Annotated in this window: 14 protein-coding genes; 3 read left to right on the top strand and 11 right to left on the bottom strand. The window is 33.0% G+C overall.

Annotated elements, in window-relative coordinates; genetic code table 11:
* Positions 1 to 237: 237 nt before the first annotated feature.
* Together gyrA and ASF10_RS15835 are read left to right on the top strand one after the other, a co-directional pair.
* Positions 238 to 2880: a DNA gyrase subunit A gene (gene gyrA, locus ASF10_RS15830; RefSeq protein ID WP_056250924.1), complete on the top strand. Its 2643-nt coding sequence runs from the start codon at positions 238 to 240 to the stop codon at positions 2878 to 2880.
* A gap of 47 nt (positions 2881 to 2927) precedes the next feature.
* Positions 2928 to 4196 (top strand): tetratricopeptide repeat protein, encoded by a 1269-nt coding sequence (locus ASF10_RS15835; RefSeq protein WP_056250927.1) that lies wholly within the window; start codon positions 2928 to 2930, stop codon positions 4194 to 4196.
* Positions 4197 to 4282: 86 nt separating this feature from the next.
* Here the strand turns inward: ASF10_RS15835 and ASF10_RS15840 are convergent, their stop codons facing one another.
* From ASF10_RS15840 to ASF10_RS15880, 9 genes are all read right to left on the bottom strand, one after another.
* On the bottom strand, positions 4283 to 4699 hold the full coding sequence (locus tag ASF10_RS15840; protein ID WP_056250930.1) for an OsmC family protein: 417 nt from the start codon (positions 4697 to 4699) through the stop codon (positions 4283 to 4285).
* A 627-nt stretch (positions 4700 to 5326) separates the two neighbouring features.
* Complete coding sequence (locus ASF10_RS15845; RefSeq protein WP_056250932.1) at positions 5327 to 7318, bottom strand: DUF349 domain-containing protein; 1992 nt, start codon at positions 7316 to 7318, stop codon at positions 5327 to 5329.
* A gap of 225 nt (positions 7319 to 7543) precedes the next feature.
* Positions 7544 to 7861, bottom strand: coding sequence for a hypothetical protein (locus tag ASF10_RS15850; RefSeq protein ID WP_056250934.1), 318 nt, complete (start codon positions 7859 to 7861; stop codon positions 7544 to 7546).
* On the bottom strand, positions 7821 to 8291 hold the full coding sequence (locus tag ASF10_RS15855; RefSeq protein WP_131726547.1) for a hypothetical protein: 471 nt from the start codon (positions 8289 to 8291) through the stop codon (positions 7821 to 7823). The genes ASF10_RS15850 and ASF10_RS15855 overlap by 41 nt, the downstream gene beginning before the upstream one ends.
* A gap of 124 nt (positions 8292 to 8415) precedes the next feature.
* The gene (locus ASF10_RS15860; protein ID WP_056250939.1) at positions 8416 to 9165 is read right to left on the bottom strand and encodes a hypothetical protein; all 750 of its coding nucleotides are present in this window, start codon (positions 9163 to 9165) and stop codon (positions 8416 to 8418) included.
* A gap of 70 nt (positions 9166 to 9235) precedes the next feature.
* The gene (locus ASF10_RS15865) at positions 9236 to 9985 is read right to left on the bottom strand and encodes a shikimate dehydrogenase family protein (protein ID WP_056250942.1); all 750 of its coding nucleotides are present in this window, start codon (positions 9983 to 9985) and stop codon (positions 9236 to 9238) included.
* Entirely contained in the window at positions 9985 to 11382 is a 1398-nt protein-coding gene (locus ASF10_RS15870; RefSeq protein WP_056250945.1) for a tetratricopeptide repeat protein, read from the bottom strand. The genes ASF10_RS15865 and ASF10_RS15870 overlap by 1 nt, the downstream gene beginning before the upstream one ends.
* Before the next feature lie 277 nt (positions 11383 to 11659).
* Positions 11660 to 12856: an aspartate aminotransferase family protein gene (locus ASF10_RS15875; RefSeq protein ID WP_056250950.1), complete on the bottom strand. Its 1197-nt coding sequence runs from the start codon at positions 12854 to 12856 to the stop codon at positions 11660 to 11662.
* A 286-nt stretch (positions 12857 to 13142) separates the two neighbouring features.
* The gene (locus ASF10_RS15880) at positions 13143 to 14822 is read right to left on the bottom strand and encodes an OstA-like protein (RefSeq protein ID WP_395395005.1); all 1680 of its coding nucleotides are present in this window, start codon (positions 14820 to 14822) and stop codon (positions 13143 to 13145) included.
* A gap of 280 nt (positions 14823 to 15102) precedes the next feature.
* Here ASF10_RS15880 and ASF10_RS15885 point away from each other — a divergent pair, with 280 nt between their 5' ends.
* Positions 15103 to 16974: an alpha-amylase family protein gene (locus ASF10_RS15885; RefSeq protein WP_056252207.1), complete on the top strand. Its 1872-nt coding sequence runs from the start codon at positions 15103 to 15105 to the stop codon at positions 16972 to 16974.
* 240 nt (positions 16975 to 17214) lie between these two features.
* Here ASF10_RS15885 and ASF10_RS15890 read toward each other — a convergent pair whose 3' ends face one another.
* Together ASF10_RS15890 and ASF10_RS15895 are read right to left on the bottom strand one after the other, a co-directional pair.
* Positions 17215 to 18270 (bottom strand): glycoside hydrolase family 130 protein, encoded by a 1056-nt coding sequence (locus ASF10_RS15890; protein ID WP_056250955.1) that lies wholly within the window; start codon positions 18268 to 18270, stop codon positions 17215 to 17217.
* A 157-nt stretch (positions 18271 to 18427) separates the two neighbouring features.
* Positions 18428 to 19210: a superoxide dismutase gene (locus ASF10_RS15895; RefSeq protein WP_056250958.1), complete on the bottom strand. Its 783-nt coding sequence runs from the start codon at positions 19208 to 19210 to the stop codon at positions 18428 to 18430.
* Positions 19211 to 19215: the final 5 nt, after the last annotated feature.

Genomic DNA, 19215 nt, shown 5'->3' on the forward strand with positions numbered 1-19215 from the left:
ATTTAGTGAATTAGTGTTTGAAAAACAAAAACCATACCCTTAAGGAACTCCTGACAGCTAAGAGACAAAAAAAATAACAATAAAAGCGTTAAAAAACGCTTAATTTATTAACCAAAACCTAAAATAAAGTTGTTAATAAATCATTGAAATAAGTGTAAGTAAATAGCTGAAAAAATTCCAAAAAAACGTATCTTGGCACGCTTTGAAACTAATATAATTATTTAAACATAACAACTTATGTCTGAAGGAGAAAAGTTAATTCCTATTAACATTGAAGATGAAATGAAATCAGCTTACATCGATTATTCGATGTCAGTAATTGTATCGAGAGCGCTTCCTGATGTTAGAGATGGCTTGAAACCAGTGCATCGAAGAGTTCTTTACGGAATGTATGATTTAGGTGTAACTTCAAGATCTGCCCACAAAAAATCTGCAAGAATCGTAGGAGAGGTTCTGGGTAAGTATCACCCACACGGAGATACTTCTGTTTATGATGCAATGGTTCGTATGGCTCAGGAATGGAGTATGCGTTATTTATTAGTGGATGGTCAGGGTAACTTTGGTTCTGTTGATGGTGACAGTCCTGCAGCGATGCGTTATACTGAGGCCAGAATGCGTAAGATATCGGAAGATATTATGGCAGATATCGAAAAAGAAACAGTTGATTTTCAATTGAACTTTGACGATACATTATATGAGCCAAAAGTAATGCCTACAAGAGTTCCTACTTTATTAGTAAACGGAGCAACTGGTATTGCAGTTGGTATGGCAACAAATATGCCTCCACACAATTTAACTGAAGTTATCAATGGTACATTAGCGTACCTTGATAATAACGATATTGAAGTTGACGAATTAATGACACATATTAAAGCTCCGGATTTTCCAACCGGTGGTGTAATATATGGATATGAAGGAGTTCGTGAAGCTTTTAAAACCGGTAGAGGGCGTATTGTTATGCGTGCTAAAGTTGGTTTTGAAGAAGTTGACGGAAGAGAATGTATTATCGTTACCGAGATTCCTTATCAGGTTAACAAAGCCGAAATGATCAAACGTACGGCTGATTTAGTAAACGATAAAAAAATTGAAGGGATTGCCAATATTCGTGACGAGTCTGATAGAAACGGTATGCGTATCGTTTATATCCTGAAACGTGATGCTACGCCAAACGTAGTATTGAATACCTTGTATAAATTTACATCATTACAATCTTCTTTTAGTGTAAACAATATTGCACTTGTAAAAGGTCGCCCACAAATGTTGAATCTAAAAGATATGATTCACTATTTTATTGAGCACCGTCATGATGTAGTAGTGCGCAGAACTCGTTTTGAATTGCGTAAAGCAGAAGAAAGAGCGCATATCTTAGAAGGATTGATTATTGCATCTGATAATATTGATGAAGTAATTGCGATCATCAGAGGTTCTAAAAATACAGAAGAAGCGCGTGAAAAATTAATCGAAAGATTCAATTTGTCAGATATTCAGGCACGTGCAATTGTTGAGATGCGTTTGCGTCAATTAACAGGTCTGGAACAAGACAAGTTAAGAGCTGAGTATGACGAATTAATGAAATTAATCGAACATTTGAAAGCATTATTGGCAGATGTAGATTTAAGAACGAATTTAATTAAAGAAGAACTTGAAGAAATCCGTGAGAAATACGGAGATGAGCGTCGTTCTCAAATAGAATATTCTGGTGGAGATGTGAGTATCGAAGATTTAATTGCTGATGAAAATGTTGTAATAACAATTTCTCACGCAGGTTATATCAAACGTACAAACTTAACGGAATATAAAACTCAAAATAGAGGTGGAGTTGGACAAAAAAGCGCAGGAACAAGAGATCAGGATTTCCTTGAGCATATGTTCGTTGCAACCAATCACCAATATATGATGTTCTTTACGCAAAAAGGAAAATGTTTCTGGATGCGTGTTTACGAAATTCCTGAAGGAAGCAAAACTGCAAAAGGAAGAGCAATCCAGAATTTAGTAAATATTGAAAGTGATGATAAAGTAAAAGCTTTCATTTGTACACAAGACTTAAAAGACAAAGATTATATCAATAGTCACAATCTTGTAATGGTAACGAAACAAGGTCAGGTTAAGAAAACTTCTTTAGAGAAATATTCTAAACCAAGGGTAAATGGTGTTGCTGCAATTACAATTAAAGAAGGTGATGAGTTACTTGAAGCAAAATTAACTAACGGAGAAAGCCAAATTATTTTAGCTGTTAAATCCGGTAAATTAGTTCGTTTTGAGGAAACCAAAACACGACCAATGGGAAGAACAGCTTCCGGAGTTCGTGGAATTACTTTAAAAGACGATACTGATGAAGTAATTGGTATGGTTACGGTTGATAAAGAAAATGTTAACGACTCACAAATTTTAGTTGTAACTGAAAACGGATACGGTAAACGTACCAAATTAGTGGATGACGATGGTGAAGATGTTTACAGAATTACAAACCGTGGAGGTAAAGGTGTTAAGACACTTAATATAACAGAAAAAACAGGAAAATTAATTTCGATTAACGCTGTAACAGATGCTGATGATTTAATGATTATCAACAAATCAGGATTAACAATCAGAATGGCTATTGAAGATTTACGTGTTATGGGTCGTGCAACACAAGGTGTTCGATTGATTAACTTAAAAGGTAAAGATTCTATTGCTGCCGTAACAAAAGTTATGAAAGATGACGTTGCAGAAGTTGTTGTTGATGAAGATGGTAATGTTATAGAATCAGTTATTGAAAGAGTTAAACCGGATTTAGAAGTTCTTGAAGATGACGGTACTGTAGAAGATGACGACGATGAAGAAACTGATGAAGTTGTAGAAGACGAAGACGAATCTGAAGAAGAAGAGTCTGAAGAATAAAAATAACAATTACGAAAATTAAAATTAAAAACCACAAATTGAATACTATGAAAAGTAAATATGTAATACTTGCGTCAGCATTATTGATTTCAGTAGCTACTTTTGCTCAAAAAGATCAGATAAAAAGTGCTGAAAAAGCATTAAAAGGAGGAGACGCACAAGGAGCGATTGCCATTCTGAAAGATGCTGAAAACCTGGTTGTAAATGCCAAAGATGTTGAACAGGCACAATACTACTTTGTAAAAGGTAATGCTTATTTAGAATTAGCAAATAAAAAAGTAGAAGAAAGTAAAAACTTGTCTCTTGCAGCTGAAAGCTATAAAAAGCTAATTGACGTTGAAAAAGCATCTGGAAAAGTGAAATATTCTACTCAGGCTGCAACATCAATTACTGACATTAAAGGAAAATTGATTAACTCAGCTATTGCAGATTCTCAGGCAACTAAACATGCTGAAGGAGCAAAAAAATTGTATGATGCTTATTTATTAGATAAAAACGATACAATCAATTTGTATTACGCAGCTTCAACAGCGGTAAATGCTCAGGATTTTGATCTTGCATTGCCAATGTACGAAGAACTAAAAAAATTAAACTATTCAGGAAAAGGAACTAGTTATACTGCCGTAAATAAAATTTCAGGTAACGAAGATGGTTTTAATAATGCAAAAGACAGAGATTTAGCAGTAAAATTAGGAACTCACGAAAAACCTAAAACTGAAGCTATTCCTTCTAAAAGAGGTGAGATTTATAAAAACTTAGCTTTAATTTTAGTTCAAAAAGGACGTAGTGAAGATGCTAAAAAAGCAATCGCTGATGCAAGAAAAGCAAATCCTGAAGATACTTCTTTGATACTTACAGAAGCTAACTTGTATTTAGAATCTAAAGATTTTGAAACTTACAAAAAATTAGTTGGTGAGGCTTTACAAAAAGAACCAAACAATGCTGATTTAGTATTTAACTTAGGAGTTATCAGTGCAAATTCAAAAAATAATGCTGATGCTGAGAAATATTATTTGAAAGCTATCGAAATTAATCCAAACTATGCAAATGCTTATCTTAACCTTGCAGCTTTAAAATTAGAAGCTGAAAAGCCAATTATTGATGAGATGAATAAGTTAGGTACTTCTGCAAAGGATATGAAACGTTATGATGTGTTGAAAGCACAAAGAGAAAATGTTTTTAAAGGAGTTATTCCTTACCTTAAAAAAGCAAATGAACTAGATCCTAAAAATGAAGATGTTTCTAAAACATTATTAGGTGTTTATAAAGCATTAGAAATGACTGCTGAAGCAAAAGCTTTGAAAGCTACAATGTAATTCTAGACAGGATTTTATAAAATAAAAAACCATTCACCGCGGTGAATGGTTTTTTTTATGCTCTTGATTTACTATTCTGAATTAGCTTATAATAAAGTGACAGAAAGTGTAATCGTAGTATTTAGAAGTTTAGAAATCGGGCAGATCTCTTTTGCTTTTGCAGCTGTTTTTTCAAATTCTTCAGCTGAAATATTAGGAACTGTTCCTTTTAAATCTAAATGTATTAAAGTTATTGTTCCGTCTTCAAAAGTTACTGTAGCTTCTGTATTTAAATCATCTGCAGTAAAACCACCTTCGTTAAGTAAAAAGCTTAATTGCATTGTAAAACAGCCAGAATGTGCTGCAGCAATCAATTCTTCAGGATTAGTTCCAACTCCGTCTGCAAACCTTGTTTTAAATGATAATTGTGCGTTATCTAATGTAGTACTTTGTGTGCTGATTTTTCCGGTTCCTTCCATGCCGGTTCCTTTCCAGTTGGCATTTGCTTTTCTTGTAAATTTCATTTTTCGTTGTTATTAAGATTAATAATTGAATTTGTTCATTTTAATTGATCATCAAAAGATGATGTGGTTATCAAATATAATAAATATTTTACAGAATAGTTTTACGAAGTTGAATTGGAAGTGTTAAGTTTAGGGGTTTATTTTTTATATTTTATGTTTCAAGTTTCAGGTTTCAGGTTTCAGGTTTCAGGTTGAAATGAGATAAATGTTAGTGTGAATTTTACCGCAAAGAACGCTAAGGTTTTATTTTGCATTGCAGTTAGAAAACACAAAGTTCGCAAAGCTTTGTCGCATTATATTATTATATGGTATGTCTGGCTGAGCGAAGTCGAAGCCCTGGAATGTTTTTATGAAAAGAAAATCAGTAATATTAAATATGGTTTATATTCATAAAAACTTCTTAAATAGATTTCAAACTTTGTCGAGCTACTTGTGGTCCTTCGACTTCGCTCAGGATGACAAAAATGAGAAAAAACAAATTAGTAGCGAATCATTATTATAGACATTGCTTTGCGAACTTTGCGTAAACCTTTGCGTTCTTTGCGGTAAAAAAAACGTTTTAATATAAAAAAGGTGTAACGAATATATATCATTACACCTTTTTATTTATTGTAGAAACTTAAAACATTATTCCTGACCCAGGTTACGTAATTGTTTCAATTTATCTTTCCAAAGTTCCAGGCTTTCTTTGTGGATCGCGATGTTTTTACGCACCTCAAGAACTATAGAATTCTCTTTTTTAGCATTTTTAGTATTCGTAAAGAACTGAATGTTGTTTTCTAATTGGAAAATTTCATTTTGAACTTCTTCAATTTTACGCATTAAGAAAATCTTTTCGTTATCTAGTTTACGAGTGTCGTTACTGTCAGACAAAGAATCGATACGGTTAGAAAAACGCATCATTTCGGTTTCTTTTTTACTCAAACTTAATTTTTCAAAAAGAGCATCCAGGATTTTATTGAATTTTCCTTCGATATGACGTCTTGAAAAAGGTACTTTTCCATATCCTTTCCAGATTTCGATATGCGCTTTAATAGCATCAAGATCTGTTTTGTGATCACCTGTAAGTTGGTAAGCACGTAAAATATCTAAGTATGCTTTTTTATTGTCGAAAGCAGCTACTTCATCAACGTTTTCTTCAGACTTATGTTCTTTTAGTTTGTCGAAATAATGATTACAAGCGTCTTTAAATTCCTTCCAGATTTTGTCTGAATATTTTTTAGGAACGTGACCAATCTGTTTCCACTCTTCCTGAATTTGTTTCATTACCGGAGTAGTAGCGCTAAAATCAGTGCTTTCCTGTAATTCTTTGGCTTTTGCAACAAGAGCCATTTTTTTATTTAAATTGTCGTTTTGATCTTTTTTGATGTCTTTATAAAATGAATTTTTAAAAGAATTAAAGTTTCTAACGGCAGTTTTAAACGTAGCCCAGGTTTCTTCATTAACTTCTGAAGGTACTTTTCCGGCTGCAAAAAACTCATTTCTAAGTGCTTCAACTTTCTGAATTTGTACCAGCCATTGTGAGTGAGAGTTAACTTTTTCAGTTCCTAAAACTTCAATTTTGGCAATAATTTCCTTTTTAACTTCAAGGTTTTTTTGCTCGTTTGCTCTTTGGCTTTCAAACAAAACTTCTCTTTTATCATGGATTTTTTTAGTCAGTTCGCTAAATTTATTCCAGATTGTATCACGGTGTTCTTTAGAAACCGGTCCAATATCTTCTTTCCAGATTCTGTGTAAATCTTGTAATTCTCTAAATGATTTACTAATATCAGTTTCATTTACTAATTCTTCAACACGAGCAATTATTTTTTGTTTCTGATCCAGATTATATTTAAAATCCAAATCTCTCGCTTCACGATCTAAGTGTAAATAATCATAAAAATTTTCAACGTGAAAATGATAATTATTCCAAACGTGATTGTATTTGTCTTTTGGAATTGCTCCGGCATTTTTCCATCTTTCTCTTAAATCATTAAAATGTTTAAGCGTGTCTTTGATGTTTTCCTGAGGATTAATAAGCTCTTTAAGTTCTTCAACTATGGCAAGTCTGTTTTCTAAATTTGATTTTAGATTCGTTTGTAAATGCTTGAAATGTGCATTTCTTTTTTCTCTAAAAACATTATAATATTCGTCAAATTTTGATTTTAACGGAGAATGATATTCGAACTCCTCATTAGGATCTTGTTTCGAAGCGTTAAATTCTTCTTTTTTCTCCTCTATAAGATGGTTGTATTGTAATAAAAATGACTTTTTAATTTCTTCGATATGATCTTTTACAGACATTACTTTGTCTATATTGATCAGTTTTTTAAGCTCATCAACAAGTGCGTCCAAAGAGAAAGTATCATAATCCTGCATAGGAATGTCATGACGCTCTTTTAGCGTTTCATCTTCACTTTCTTCGGCATTCGAGTTTGTTATCGCGTCTAATGCTGTCTGATGGTTGGATTCTGTCGTTTCTGCTGTGTTTTCTGCTTCAGTTTCAGTATCTGAAGCTGGAATTTCAGCAACCGTTTCAGTCTCCAGTTTTTCAACTGCATTCTCTTGTGTAGAATCGTTAATTTCGATTTCTAGTTTTCCGTCTGCTTCCTGCAGGTTATCATTCTTTTCTTCTAACATTTTAAATGTATAAGGTTTTTTATTTTAAACAGAGCGAAAGATAGTAAAGGTGTTTCTAAATACAAAATAAATCGTTTGTTTATACGCTATTTTGCGATGAAATTCTTATTTATAATGCAATTTTACAAATATGATATGAAATTTTTCGCTGTTTTTTTTGAATTTAATTTAAATTTAAACTTTGTATTTTTTTAATAATCGGTTTGCAATTTTAAATGATTGCAACTAGAACAAAGTTAAAATTCCGACTTCAATACCATAATTATACGCTTTTTGACCTCCAAATGCAACACTTGGATGAATGTAAAACATATTATTAGGAGTAAATTTTCGTCCAAATTCTAAATATGAATTATTTTGAAATCCGTCTAATGTCGCATTATATCGAAAAGCAATATCGGCGCCAATCCAGTTTTTGCCAAAATAACGTAATAATAAATTTTCGTATAAAGTGGTGTTTATTGTATTTCTATTGTTTGAACCAGCAAAGCTGGATTGATATTCAAGTGATGAAAACCATAAGTACCGTCTGTATATTATCAAGATAAGAGCCATAATATAGAGTGGGAACAATAATCCATTTTCCGCTGCCAAGTTTGGGATCAATTGCTGAGTTCGTAACGATCCGGGTTCTAAAAGCGATTCCTCTTTTTTTATCTATATAAGGAATATATGTTGCACCAACTGAAAGATCGCCTAAACCTGTTTTATAAATGCTTTCAGTATTTGTAGAAACCAAGGGTATATCTGCGCGTACATTCCATGATTTATTACCAATTGGTAAAATTAATCTAACATTAGTAGTATTGAAGGAACCTTTTTTGGTATCAAGATATTCATTAAAAACTAAAATTGTCTTTTTAAAATAATTAATACGACCTTCTTCAAAAGGATTTTCCTCGTTTTCTGTACCTTGAGAATGTACTGTACAGTAAAAAAGATAAAAGAATAGAATAAAAATTACATTTTTCATTGGTTTTTGATTTAAAACCAAACATACGTAAAAATAAACTTACAAATTAAGTTTATTTAAGAAATTATTCTAAATTATTTAAGATTTAATTTAATTTTTTGTTGATTTTATCTAATTTATAATTTTAAAACAGAATTAGCAATCCTGCTTCAATACCAAAGTTGTATGTTTTTTGGTTGCCAAATGCAATACTTGGATGTATGTAAGCCATATCATTTGGGGTTATTTTTCGTCCAAATTCTATAAAAGCATTATTGGGATATCCCTTGTTGGTGGCGTTATATCGAAAAGCAACGTCAGCAGCAATCCAGTTTTTTCCAATGAAATACATCAAGTAGTTTTCAAATGCTGTTGTATTTATATCTTGTCGGTTTTGAGATCCGGCAAAACTCAATTGGTTTTCTAATGAAGCAATCCACAGCATCTTTTTATTTATGAAATAAGTACCATAAAATAATGCGGGGGCAAAAATCCATTTTCCTGTGCCGAATGCGGGATCTACAGCAGAATTTGAAATTACCCGGACTCTAAAGGCAATACCTTTACTGCGATCTAAATAAGGAATATAGCTTATGCCAAGACCAATATCTCCAATTCCGGTTTTATTGACAGATGAAGTATTTGTAGATATGAGAGGTAAATCTACTCTTAAATTCCAGGCTTTATTAGCAATAGGATGTAAAAAACGAAGTTGTGTAGTGTTGTATGATCCTGAATCTGTATCTAAATATTCATTAAAAAGCAAAATGGTTTTTAAATAATAGTGATAACGCGCTTCAGTGTAAGGATTTTTTCCCGGCTCTAAAGTGTCTTGAGCTTTTATTGAAAAAGTTATTAAAAAGCTTAATAAATAAAATAACTGTAATTTATTCATAACTACTTGTTAATGAGTAGTCTAAATTACATAAATTACAGTTATTTTTTTTCTTTATTTTTTCGGTTTTTTACTTATTCCAGATTTTCCAGGCTTTCTCTGCCTGAAAAATAAGCATGTCGTAACCATTTTTTATTACTGCGCTTTTTTCTTTGGCGTTTTTAAGGAACTGAGTTTCTGCAGGATTATAGATTAAATCGTATGCAATATGTTTCTCTGTAAAAAACTCATACGGAAGATCCGGACAAGCTTCTATATTTGGACTTGTACCGACTGGTGTACAGTTGATTATGATTTGGAAATTATCAAAAGTTGTAGCGTTGATTAAATTATAATCAATAATATTTTCCTTTGCTTCTCTGGATACAAAAGTATATAGAATACCAAGTTCGTCAAGTGCAAAGGCAACTCCTTTAGATGCTCCGCCTGTGCCTAGAATAAGCGCTTTTTTATGATGTGGTTCTAATAAGGGTTCTAATGATTTCTTAAAACCATAGTAGTCTGTATTATATCCTTTTAATTTTCCGTTTTTGGTAAATTTAATAGTGTTTACAGCGCCAATTAAAGCTGCTTTTTTTGAAAGTTTATCTAAGAAAGGTATGACTTGTTCTTTATACGGAATCGTAACATTAAGGCCTTTTAAATCAGGATTGTTTTTAAGTAGTCCTGTTAGATGACTAATTTCGGCAATATCGAAATTTTCGTAGCTGTTGCCGGCAAAAACTTCGTCACTAAATTTTTCTGTAAAATATCCTTTTGAAAATGAGTAACTAATATTACGACCTAATAATCCAAAACGTCTTCTTAAAATATCAATCATTATTGCTTTCTATGTTTTTCAATATAATTTTTAACCATTTTTTTTGCCCATACTACTGGAAATAAATCTTCGATCAGAATATAATTGTCAAAATTTAAACGTAAACCGTTGCTTAAATGAAACTTTGCTTTTGTGTTTTCCTGAATCATGAAATACAATCCTGCTAAACGATATTCGATCTCGTTTTCTTCAGGAAAATATTCAGATGCTTGTAATAAGGTTTGAATTGCGCTTTCGAATTCTCCCAAAAACTGAAGAATATCAACCCAAAATAACCAGGTATCTAAGGCATGATCTCCAAATTCTACTGCTTTTCTATAACCAAACTCAGCTTCTTCAAAAAAGTTCATTTGTTTGTTGATCGTTGCGTAACGTTTCCAGTACAAACGATTTTGATTGTCGATTGCTAATGCTTTATTGACAAAAAATAATGCTTTTTGAAAGTTTTTCTGGCGAACATAAAAATCAGTAATGGCAATCCATCCTTTGTCTAAAAGTGGATCTTCATGTACGGTTTGATTGTAATATTGAAGTGCTTTTACGGCATTACCTAATTTTTCGTAGCATTTACCAATACGCAATAGGGCATAGGATGTTGCATCGTCTAACTCGATGGTGCGGTTGTAGCTTTCGATCGCTTCGCCGTATTTTTTCAGACGCTCGTATGCTTTTGCTTTTTCCATGAAAGCGCCTAAGAACTCATCGTCAATCAGGGTTGCATAATCAAAAGCACGAATAGCATTTTCGTATTCTTTTACGCCATAATGCAAGCGCCCAAGCTGATGCCATGCGATTTCGCTATATGGATTTTTGTTGATGTATTCGTTTAGATATAGGATGGCTTCCTGGTTTTGATCTAAAAATTCAAAACAATAAACCACGTTATACAAAGCAGACTGATCTTCTAAATCTTCTTCAAGACATTTGATAAAACTGTCTTTTGCCATCTCAAGGTTATCCATAAAAAGATATTCCATTCCAATCAAGTTGTACACATCAGCGTAGTCGTCTGTATATTGCAGGGCAATTTTAAGTAGTTCTACCGCTTTTTCGTGTTGATCTCTTTTAGAACAAATATTAGCTTTTTGGATGTAAATTTCCTCGTTATTGGGTTCGATTGCATATAACTCATTTAAGAGCTTCTCAGCGATTTCTAGTTTGTCGTCGTAAACCAACATTTCTACTTGTACTAATTTTAAGCCCGTAGATTTTGGGTGTTGGTCTAATGCAAGTTTCAAGGCCTTCTTTGCTAAATTAGCCTTACCTATGTCTAAATAATGAAGAATAATTTCTTCAAATTCTTCAGAATCAAAAAAGAGTACTTTGTTAGTTTTTAACATCGACTCAAATTTGGATAAGGATAGGTTATAATCTTCTTCTTCGTTGCTTAATTGCATACTGTCTTTATTTGAAATTAGCCTGTTATAAATTTAGGCAACCATATTATTGTTGTGAGGAATGAGAATTAATTGTTGTGAACAATTTAATTAACAATATGGACAGAATTTCTATTCTGTTTTAAGTTATAATCTTTTGATGTTTAAAAGATTAAATTTGATTATTATTCTATATTTTGTTTTTAACCGGGAGTTCTAGCCCTGATGGCAGCGATATCCTTTTGTTTTTTTCTTTAAAAAACAAAAGATTTAGCGAACAGAAGGAAATAGCTCCTGATTAAACTTCTTGTTCTTTTTTCAATATTTCATCCATAACATTTAAGATTACGGCACAACCTTCTTTTATTTCTTCTTGAGAAATGGTCAATGGCGGTGTTATTCGTATTGCGCATCCTTCGAACAGCAACCAGAATAAAATGAGGCCTTTATCCTGACAGTTTAAAATAACCTGATTCGTTATTTCGGCACTTTCTGTCATAGCGGCAAGCATTAATCCTTTTCCTCTAACTTCCTTTATCAAAGGATGTACCAAAAGCGATCTGAAGAGTTTTTCTTTGTCTAAGGCTTCTTGCATTAAGTTTGTCTCAGTTAATTCTTGCAAAGTTGCCAAACAAGCTGACGCAATGACAGGATGACCTCCAAAAGTTGTGATATGTCCCAGTTTAGGATTTTCTGTCAAAAGATCCATTTTTTCTGCTGAGGCGGTAAAAGCACCAACGGGCATTCCGCCACCCATTCCTTTTCCCATAACTACAATGTCAGGAACTACGTCATAGTTCTGAAAACCAAATAGTTTGCCGGTTCTTCCAAATCCGGGCTGAATCTCGTCAACAATCATCATAGCTCCAATCTCATCGCAACGTTTACGAACTTTTTGCAGATAATTATTTTCCGGCTGAATAAATCCTGCACCTCCCTGAATGGTTTCTAAAAGTATAGCAGCTGTTCTGGTGGTTATTTTTTGTAAATCTTCTTCGTTATTAAAAGTGATAAAATCAACATCCGGAAGCAAAGGGCGAAAAGCTTGTTTGCGTTCCTCAAATCCCATAACACTCATAGATCCCATCGTATTACCGTGATAGGCATTATGACAAGATATAAGCTGGCTGCGACCTGTGGTGCGTTTCGCTAATTTAAGCGCGCCTTCGATTGCTTCTGTACCTGAATTGACCAGATAAGTTTTATTTAGAGAATCCGGCAGGAGTGAAGCAAGTAATTTGCAATATTGAACGGCGGGACTTTGCGAATATTCGCCATATACCATAACATGCGAATACTTATCCAGCTGATCTTTAATAGCCTGATTAACTCTTGGGTGCTGATGTCCAAGCGTACAAGCAGAAACACCAGCAACAAAATCTAGATATTTTTTATCATTAGTGTCGTAAATATAGGAACCAATGGCGTGTGAAACTTCCATTCCTAAAGGGTAAGGAGAAGTTTGCGCCTGGTATTTTATAAAATCTGGATTCATTTTTTTAAAGGTTCAAAGTGGTAAAGGTACTAAGGTTCTAAGTTTAGTTTCGGTCTTGGTTTTCGGTCTCAGTATAAAACTGAAAACTGTGACTGAAAACTGCGACTAAATACTGTGACTGATTTTAACCGCAAAGATCGCAAAGTTTTACGCAATGGTCACAAAGCTGGAGTCAAGTTTATATTATTAAAATGCAAAGTTCGTAAAGCTTTTCGATTGAAAACTGCGACTGCAACTATTTTTACTGCAAAGATAAGGAACTGAAAACTGCGACTGCGACTGAAAACTATTTCTTAGTCTTAGTGCTTGTTTTGGTTGTACTTGCTTTGACCGCGGGTTTCTTTTTGTCGTAATCCAGGGTTTCTTTCCTAACTTTCATCGGGGTATTTTTGTCCTTGGCTTCTTCGTCTTTTCCTTCCTGAACTAATTTGTCATTGAGTTCATTGTCTTCGGCGGTAAAAATATCATCTTTCGATTTTATTCGTTCGTCTCCGCGCCAGCGAAGTCCTTTTAGTTTACGTGCATTTTCCGGCAAATCGGCTTCAGGGTAAACATCACCATCTACTTTATTAAAAAAAGTGATGGTTTCTACCGCATTATTTTCTAAGATAAGATTGATTTTACTACTTACATTTTTATTGATTCCAATAAGTTCATTGGCATCATTACGCATATAATAAATGACTTCGGTATTTTTGATAACATCTACATCATGGAGTTTCCCATCCAGAAATTTCCCAAACAAATTGAGTCCCTTAACCTGATTAAAACCTGTGCCCAGAGTATCCCGCGAGACTATAAAGGTATTATTGAGTACTTTTAAGGAGTCTAATTTTTTAGTATTATTATCGCCTATTAAATGCATGACATCTCCGGTGATTTGGTTTTCACCATTCCATAAAATCGGATTTCCAATTAGTTTTGTCAAAGCGGTTTTTGAGTTCGAATGTATCGAATCACATTTTCCGCTCATGTCTATTTTATAAAAACGGACGTTATTATAAGCTCTCAATATTCTTTCGCCTTCTTTTCCGGTAACCATTAATTTTTTTCCGTGAATATAAACCGAATCATTCTCTACCAGATTAACCGCAACGGCTCTTTTAGTAACAAACATCGAATCTTTAAGTTTGTAAATTTCGGCATAATGACCTTTGACGATTCCGCGATTGATAGAATCTGTAATTTTTACATTGCGGGTTGCTGATGCAAATTCAATATTTCGATTGTAATATAAACTATCGCCTTCAATACGTCGATCGTCATATTTAATGTATGATTTCCTTAAAAAATGTGCCAGGTTTTTCTTGGTGTCATAAAACCCTTTTTCTGTATAAATATAATTGGATTTACTTGTAATCGTTGATGGACCAAATAAATAGGTGTGACCTGAATTGCTGTAATAATCTAAGTGATTAGATTTTATAACATATTTAGGATTTGTAATGGTAACTTCTGTAAGGAATTGAAATTTCTTTTCGGACACAAAATATTTTCCGGATTTGCTTACCAAAGTATTGTCTTTATTAACAATTGTACCTTTTGTATTGTAAAATACCTGCTGAACATTTCGGTCAAAATTAATGGTATCCGTTGTTAAAGTAGCATCAGGAGAACTCATAACAGCATCTCCGGTTGCAAAAGCTCTTTTTTGATTACCACTATATTCTGCATATTTACTATTCAGGAATAAAGTATCACCTTGTACTAATTGCACATTTCCAAAGGCTTTTAGATAGTTTTCTTTCTGGAAAAAGTAGGCTTTATTACAGGTTAATACAACTCCGTCATGATTTACTTTTACATTTCCGGTTAGTAAAACTCCGTCAGGTACTAAGTCCTGATTGACTTCTACTAAATCTGAATTTTCAATATTAATTACTTTTGGCTTTGGTGCCTGGGCAAAAATGAATTGAACGCTTAACAAAAGCAAACAAGAGGATATGAAAAATAGTGATTTCTTCAATTGATTAAATTTTTGTCAAATTTATGAAAAAGGTTACAACCTTTGGTGATATTAAGATTAATTTATAATTCAAAATGCGTGCAGCGATAAGGGATTTTACCGATGTCTAATTTATCAACAAAATAAGGGACTCTTTCGTTGTAGTTTAGCTTTTTAAATTGAAATAGGGTTAAAATTAATTTTAGGTTCTTCCTAATATAAAAATAAGTCTAAATTTAGAGAATAGTTTAAGGATTATAGATAGAATCTTTAATCAGGAAAAAAATTAGTTTAAATGAATATGATCAACAAAAAAGTTTTTATTACGGGATTGGCTGCAAGCATGCTTTTTTCTGCATGTAAAACCAAAGACTTAAAAATGAATACAATAAAAGAAGAAGTTTCCGATGATAGGAAAATTGTAGTATATCAGGTTTTTATCCGTTTGTTTGGAAATAAAAATACAACCAATAAACCTTGGGGAACAATTGAAGAAAATGGTGTTGGAAAATTTAATGATTTTACAGATAAAGCACTTCATGAAATTAAAGATTTAGGGGTTACTTATATTTGGTATACCGGTGTTCCGCACCACGCTTTGGTAAGAGATTATAAAGCTTACGGAATCTCTGATGATGATCCCGAAGTTGTAAAAGGTCGTGCCGGATCGCCTTATGCAGTAAAAGATTATTATAATGTAAATCCTGATTTAGCGGTGAATCCAGCCAATAGATTGCAGGAATTTGAAGATTTGATTGCTCGTACGCACAAAGCAGGTCTAAAATTAATAATAGATATTGTGCCCAATCATATTGCCAGAAAGTATGAAGGAAAGAATAATCCTGATGGTGTTAAGGATTTTGGTGCCAATGACGATGTGAATGTTGAATACAATAGAAATAACAACTTTTATTATATACCGAATCAGCATTTTGAAATTCCGGACAATGATGTTCCGTTAAACGGAGAAAAAAATGCGCTTGTTGATGGCGTTTTTGATGAAAATCCTGCAAAATGGACTGGAAACGGATCGCGTAAAGTAAAACCGGATCAAAACGATTGGTACGAAACGGTAAAAGTAAATTACGGAATTCGTCCTGACGGATCTAAAGATTTTCCTGAACTTCCGGCTGGATTTGATCAAAAATCGTATGCAGAACATTTTGCTTTTTGGCAGGACAAAGACGTTCCGGATTCCTGGAAGAAATTTAAATCTATTGCTTTGTATTGGACAGCTAAAGGCGTTTATGGCTTTCGTTATGATATGGCCGAAATGGTTCCTTATGAATTTTGGAGCTACATGAACTCGGCTATTAAAATGAAAAATCCAAATGCTTTTTTATTGGCAGAAGTTTATAATCCAAATGAATACCGAAATTATATCCGTTTAGGAAAAATGGATTATTTGTATGATAAGGTTGAAACATATGATAAACTAAAAGATGTGATTCGTGGAAAATCGAATCCTGATGGATTATCAGATATTCAGAAGGGAATGTTGGATATTGAACATAATATGCTTCACTTTTTAGACAATCATGATGAACAGCGTTTGGCAAGTCCTGAATTTGCAGGAACTCCGGAAAGAGGAAAACCTTTAATGGTGGTTTCAACAACAATTAGTACGTCGCCAACAATGGTTTATTTTGGACAAGAAGTAGGAGAGGCGGGAAATGAAAATGCAGGTTTTGGAACACATTCCAGAACTTCTATTTTTGATTATATTGGAGTTCCCAATCACCAACGCTGGATGAATGACGGAAAATTTGATGGAGGAAAATTATCTGATTCCGAAAAAAACCTTCGTGATTTTTATAAACGATTGCTGAATTTTTCGATTAACAGTTCAGCTTTAATGGGAGATTTTCAAGAGATTCAATCCGTAAACCGTCAGAATAATCAAGGTTATGATGAATCAATTTATTCGTATGTGCGCTGGTCCGAAAATCAAAAATTGGTAATCGTTGCGAATTTTTCTTCTGACAAAACAAGTACGTTTAATTTGAAAATTCCTTCTGATATTATTCTAAAATGGAATTTAAAAGATGGTGAATATGTGCTTACAGATCAATTGTATTTGAATAAGAAAAATGTTTTGGTTGTAAAGAATGGAGAAGGAACTATTATAGTTGAAATAGCACCTTCGGAATCATTTATTTATGAAGTAAAATAGTTTTTAACATGTATTAAATACAGAAGGTTTTTTATCTGGGTTATCCTAAAAAAAAAACGGAGGATCACGCTAGAACCTCCGTATTAAATTTTAGAAATGTCATTAGAGTTTTGTATTATATATGAAGCAACAAAAATATAGATTACGGGTCAATACTATTGCAAAACCAGATTAGTGAAAATTAGGAAACGAAAATTATAGGTTTGGCTTTTAAAATGGTCAATTTCTGATATAAGTTTTTTAAATATTTAGAAGTAAAAGAATTTCTTTAATCGAAAATTGAGCACCACAAACAAACTCATCCGAAGCTCCGTAATAAATGGTAAATGTATCTCCGTCTGGTTCTACAACATGTCCGTTGGTGAATACTACGTTACCAAAAAATCCGCTTAATTCATATTCTGTAGTAGGAATCATTATAGGTTTCTCAGTTCTTGCAATTACTTTCGACGGATCTTTTAAATCCATTAAAAAAGCACCTAAACAATACTGATGATTTTCATTTGCTCCATGATAAATTTCTAACCAGCCTTTATCCGTTTTTATAGGAGCAGCTCCGGCGCCAACCCTTTTACTGTCCCAAAGTCCTTTTCTGGTTTTAATAATGCAATGGTGATTTCCCCAATGAATGCCATCAGGAGAAGAAGCCAACCAGATATAATTACCGCCAATATCTACACTGCTTGGGCGGTGTAAAGCATAGAATAATCCGTTTATTTTTTCTTCAAAAATGGCGCAATCCTTATTGTGTGCCGGTAATATCATGCCGTGTTTTGTAAAATCTTTCCAATTGATTGTTGTGCGTAAACCAACTCCAACACCATTATCTGAGACAGAAGTAAAAGTTAAATAATACGTTCCTTCGATTAAAGCAACACGACAATCCTCTATACCAAAAGTTTCCAACATGCCTTCTCCAACCAGAGACGGGTAATTTTCAGGTTCATAAAACTCATGTCCATCTTCACTACACAATAATCGCAAGTGAGAAAGTGTTGTTAAATAATCAGCACCTTTATAATTAATCACTCTTGCATCTGTTGCTATTAATTCCGGATCTTCTTTAGGAATTTCAATGATTTTGATAGTACCAGTTTCTGTTAATATTGGGAAAGAAATAATACCCTCTTTTTGTTTTGGTCTTTCGGCTACACGTACCACTAACCAGGTTTTATTCTGGTATTGAAATACACCCGGATTCAATAAACAGGTGATTTCTAATCCTTCTCTGCTTGCTGGAATATCTGTAGGTGATAATAATGGATTATCTGTAAAACGTTTTGCTATATCTTTCATTTTTTTTTACTGCTAAGTTGTTGTGAATAAAAAGGTAAGACAATTTTCTTTTTTAAGAACATAAGTTAACTTTTATTTAAATTAAGAATATTTTTGAAGATTTTAAATTTTTGGCAAAAAAAAAAGCTGATACTTATTTGTATCAGCTTTTTGTGTTTTATACTTTTTTGACTTTCTTTAAAGCCTCTATATAATTTTCGTTTACCTTATCCCAATTTATATGTTGATAAAAGGCATCAATATAACTTCCTTTTCTATTTTGGTAATCCAGATAATAAGCATGTTCCCATAAATCGATTCCTAAAATAGGTGTTCCGGGAATCAGGGCATTTTTCATTAAAGGATTGTCTTGATTCTCTGTTGTGGTTACCTGTAGTTTTCCATATCTGTCTACAACTAACCAAACCCATCCGGAACCAAATTGTTTTGTTGCCTGACCTTTAAACTGATTCGTAAGATTAGCAAAAGAACCAAATTCTTTATTAATAGAACCAGCCAGCGTATCTTTTGGAGTTTCTTGTTTAGGAGTTAAAATATTGAAATACAAAGTATGATTGTAATAACCACCAGCGTTCTGACGAAGTTTTGCATTGCTAAGATCCATTTTTTTCAGGATATCTTCAATTGGTGAATTTTCAAACTCCGTATTTACAATTTCTTTATTAAAATTATTCGTGTACGTTAAATAGTGTTTAGAATAATGTGTTTCTAAAGTTAGCGTTCTTATTTCTGGAGCCAGTCCATCATAAGAAAAAGGTAGTTTTGTCATCTCAAAAGAACCCGGATCAGCTTTTATGTCATTTGGCGATCCTATAGTAATCTTTTCTTCTTTAGTTGGCAAAGGAACTTCTACTACTTCAGTTAGCTTGTTGTTATCATTACAAGAAAATAATAGAAAGAATGAAGCTAAAATGCTGAAACGAACAATGTTTTTCTTCATAATGT

The sequence above is a fragment of the Flavobacterium sp. Leaf82 genome, assembly GCF_001422725.1.
In the GTDB taxonomy this organism is placed as follows: domain Bacteria; phylum Bacteroidota; class Bacteroidia; order Flavobacteriales; family Flavobacteriaceae; genus Flavobacterium.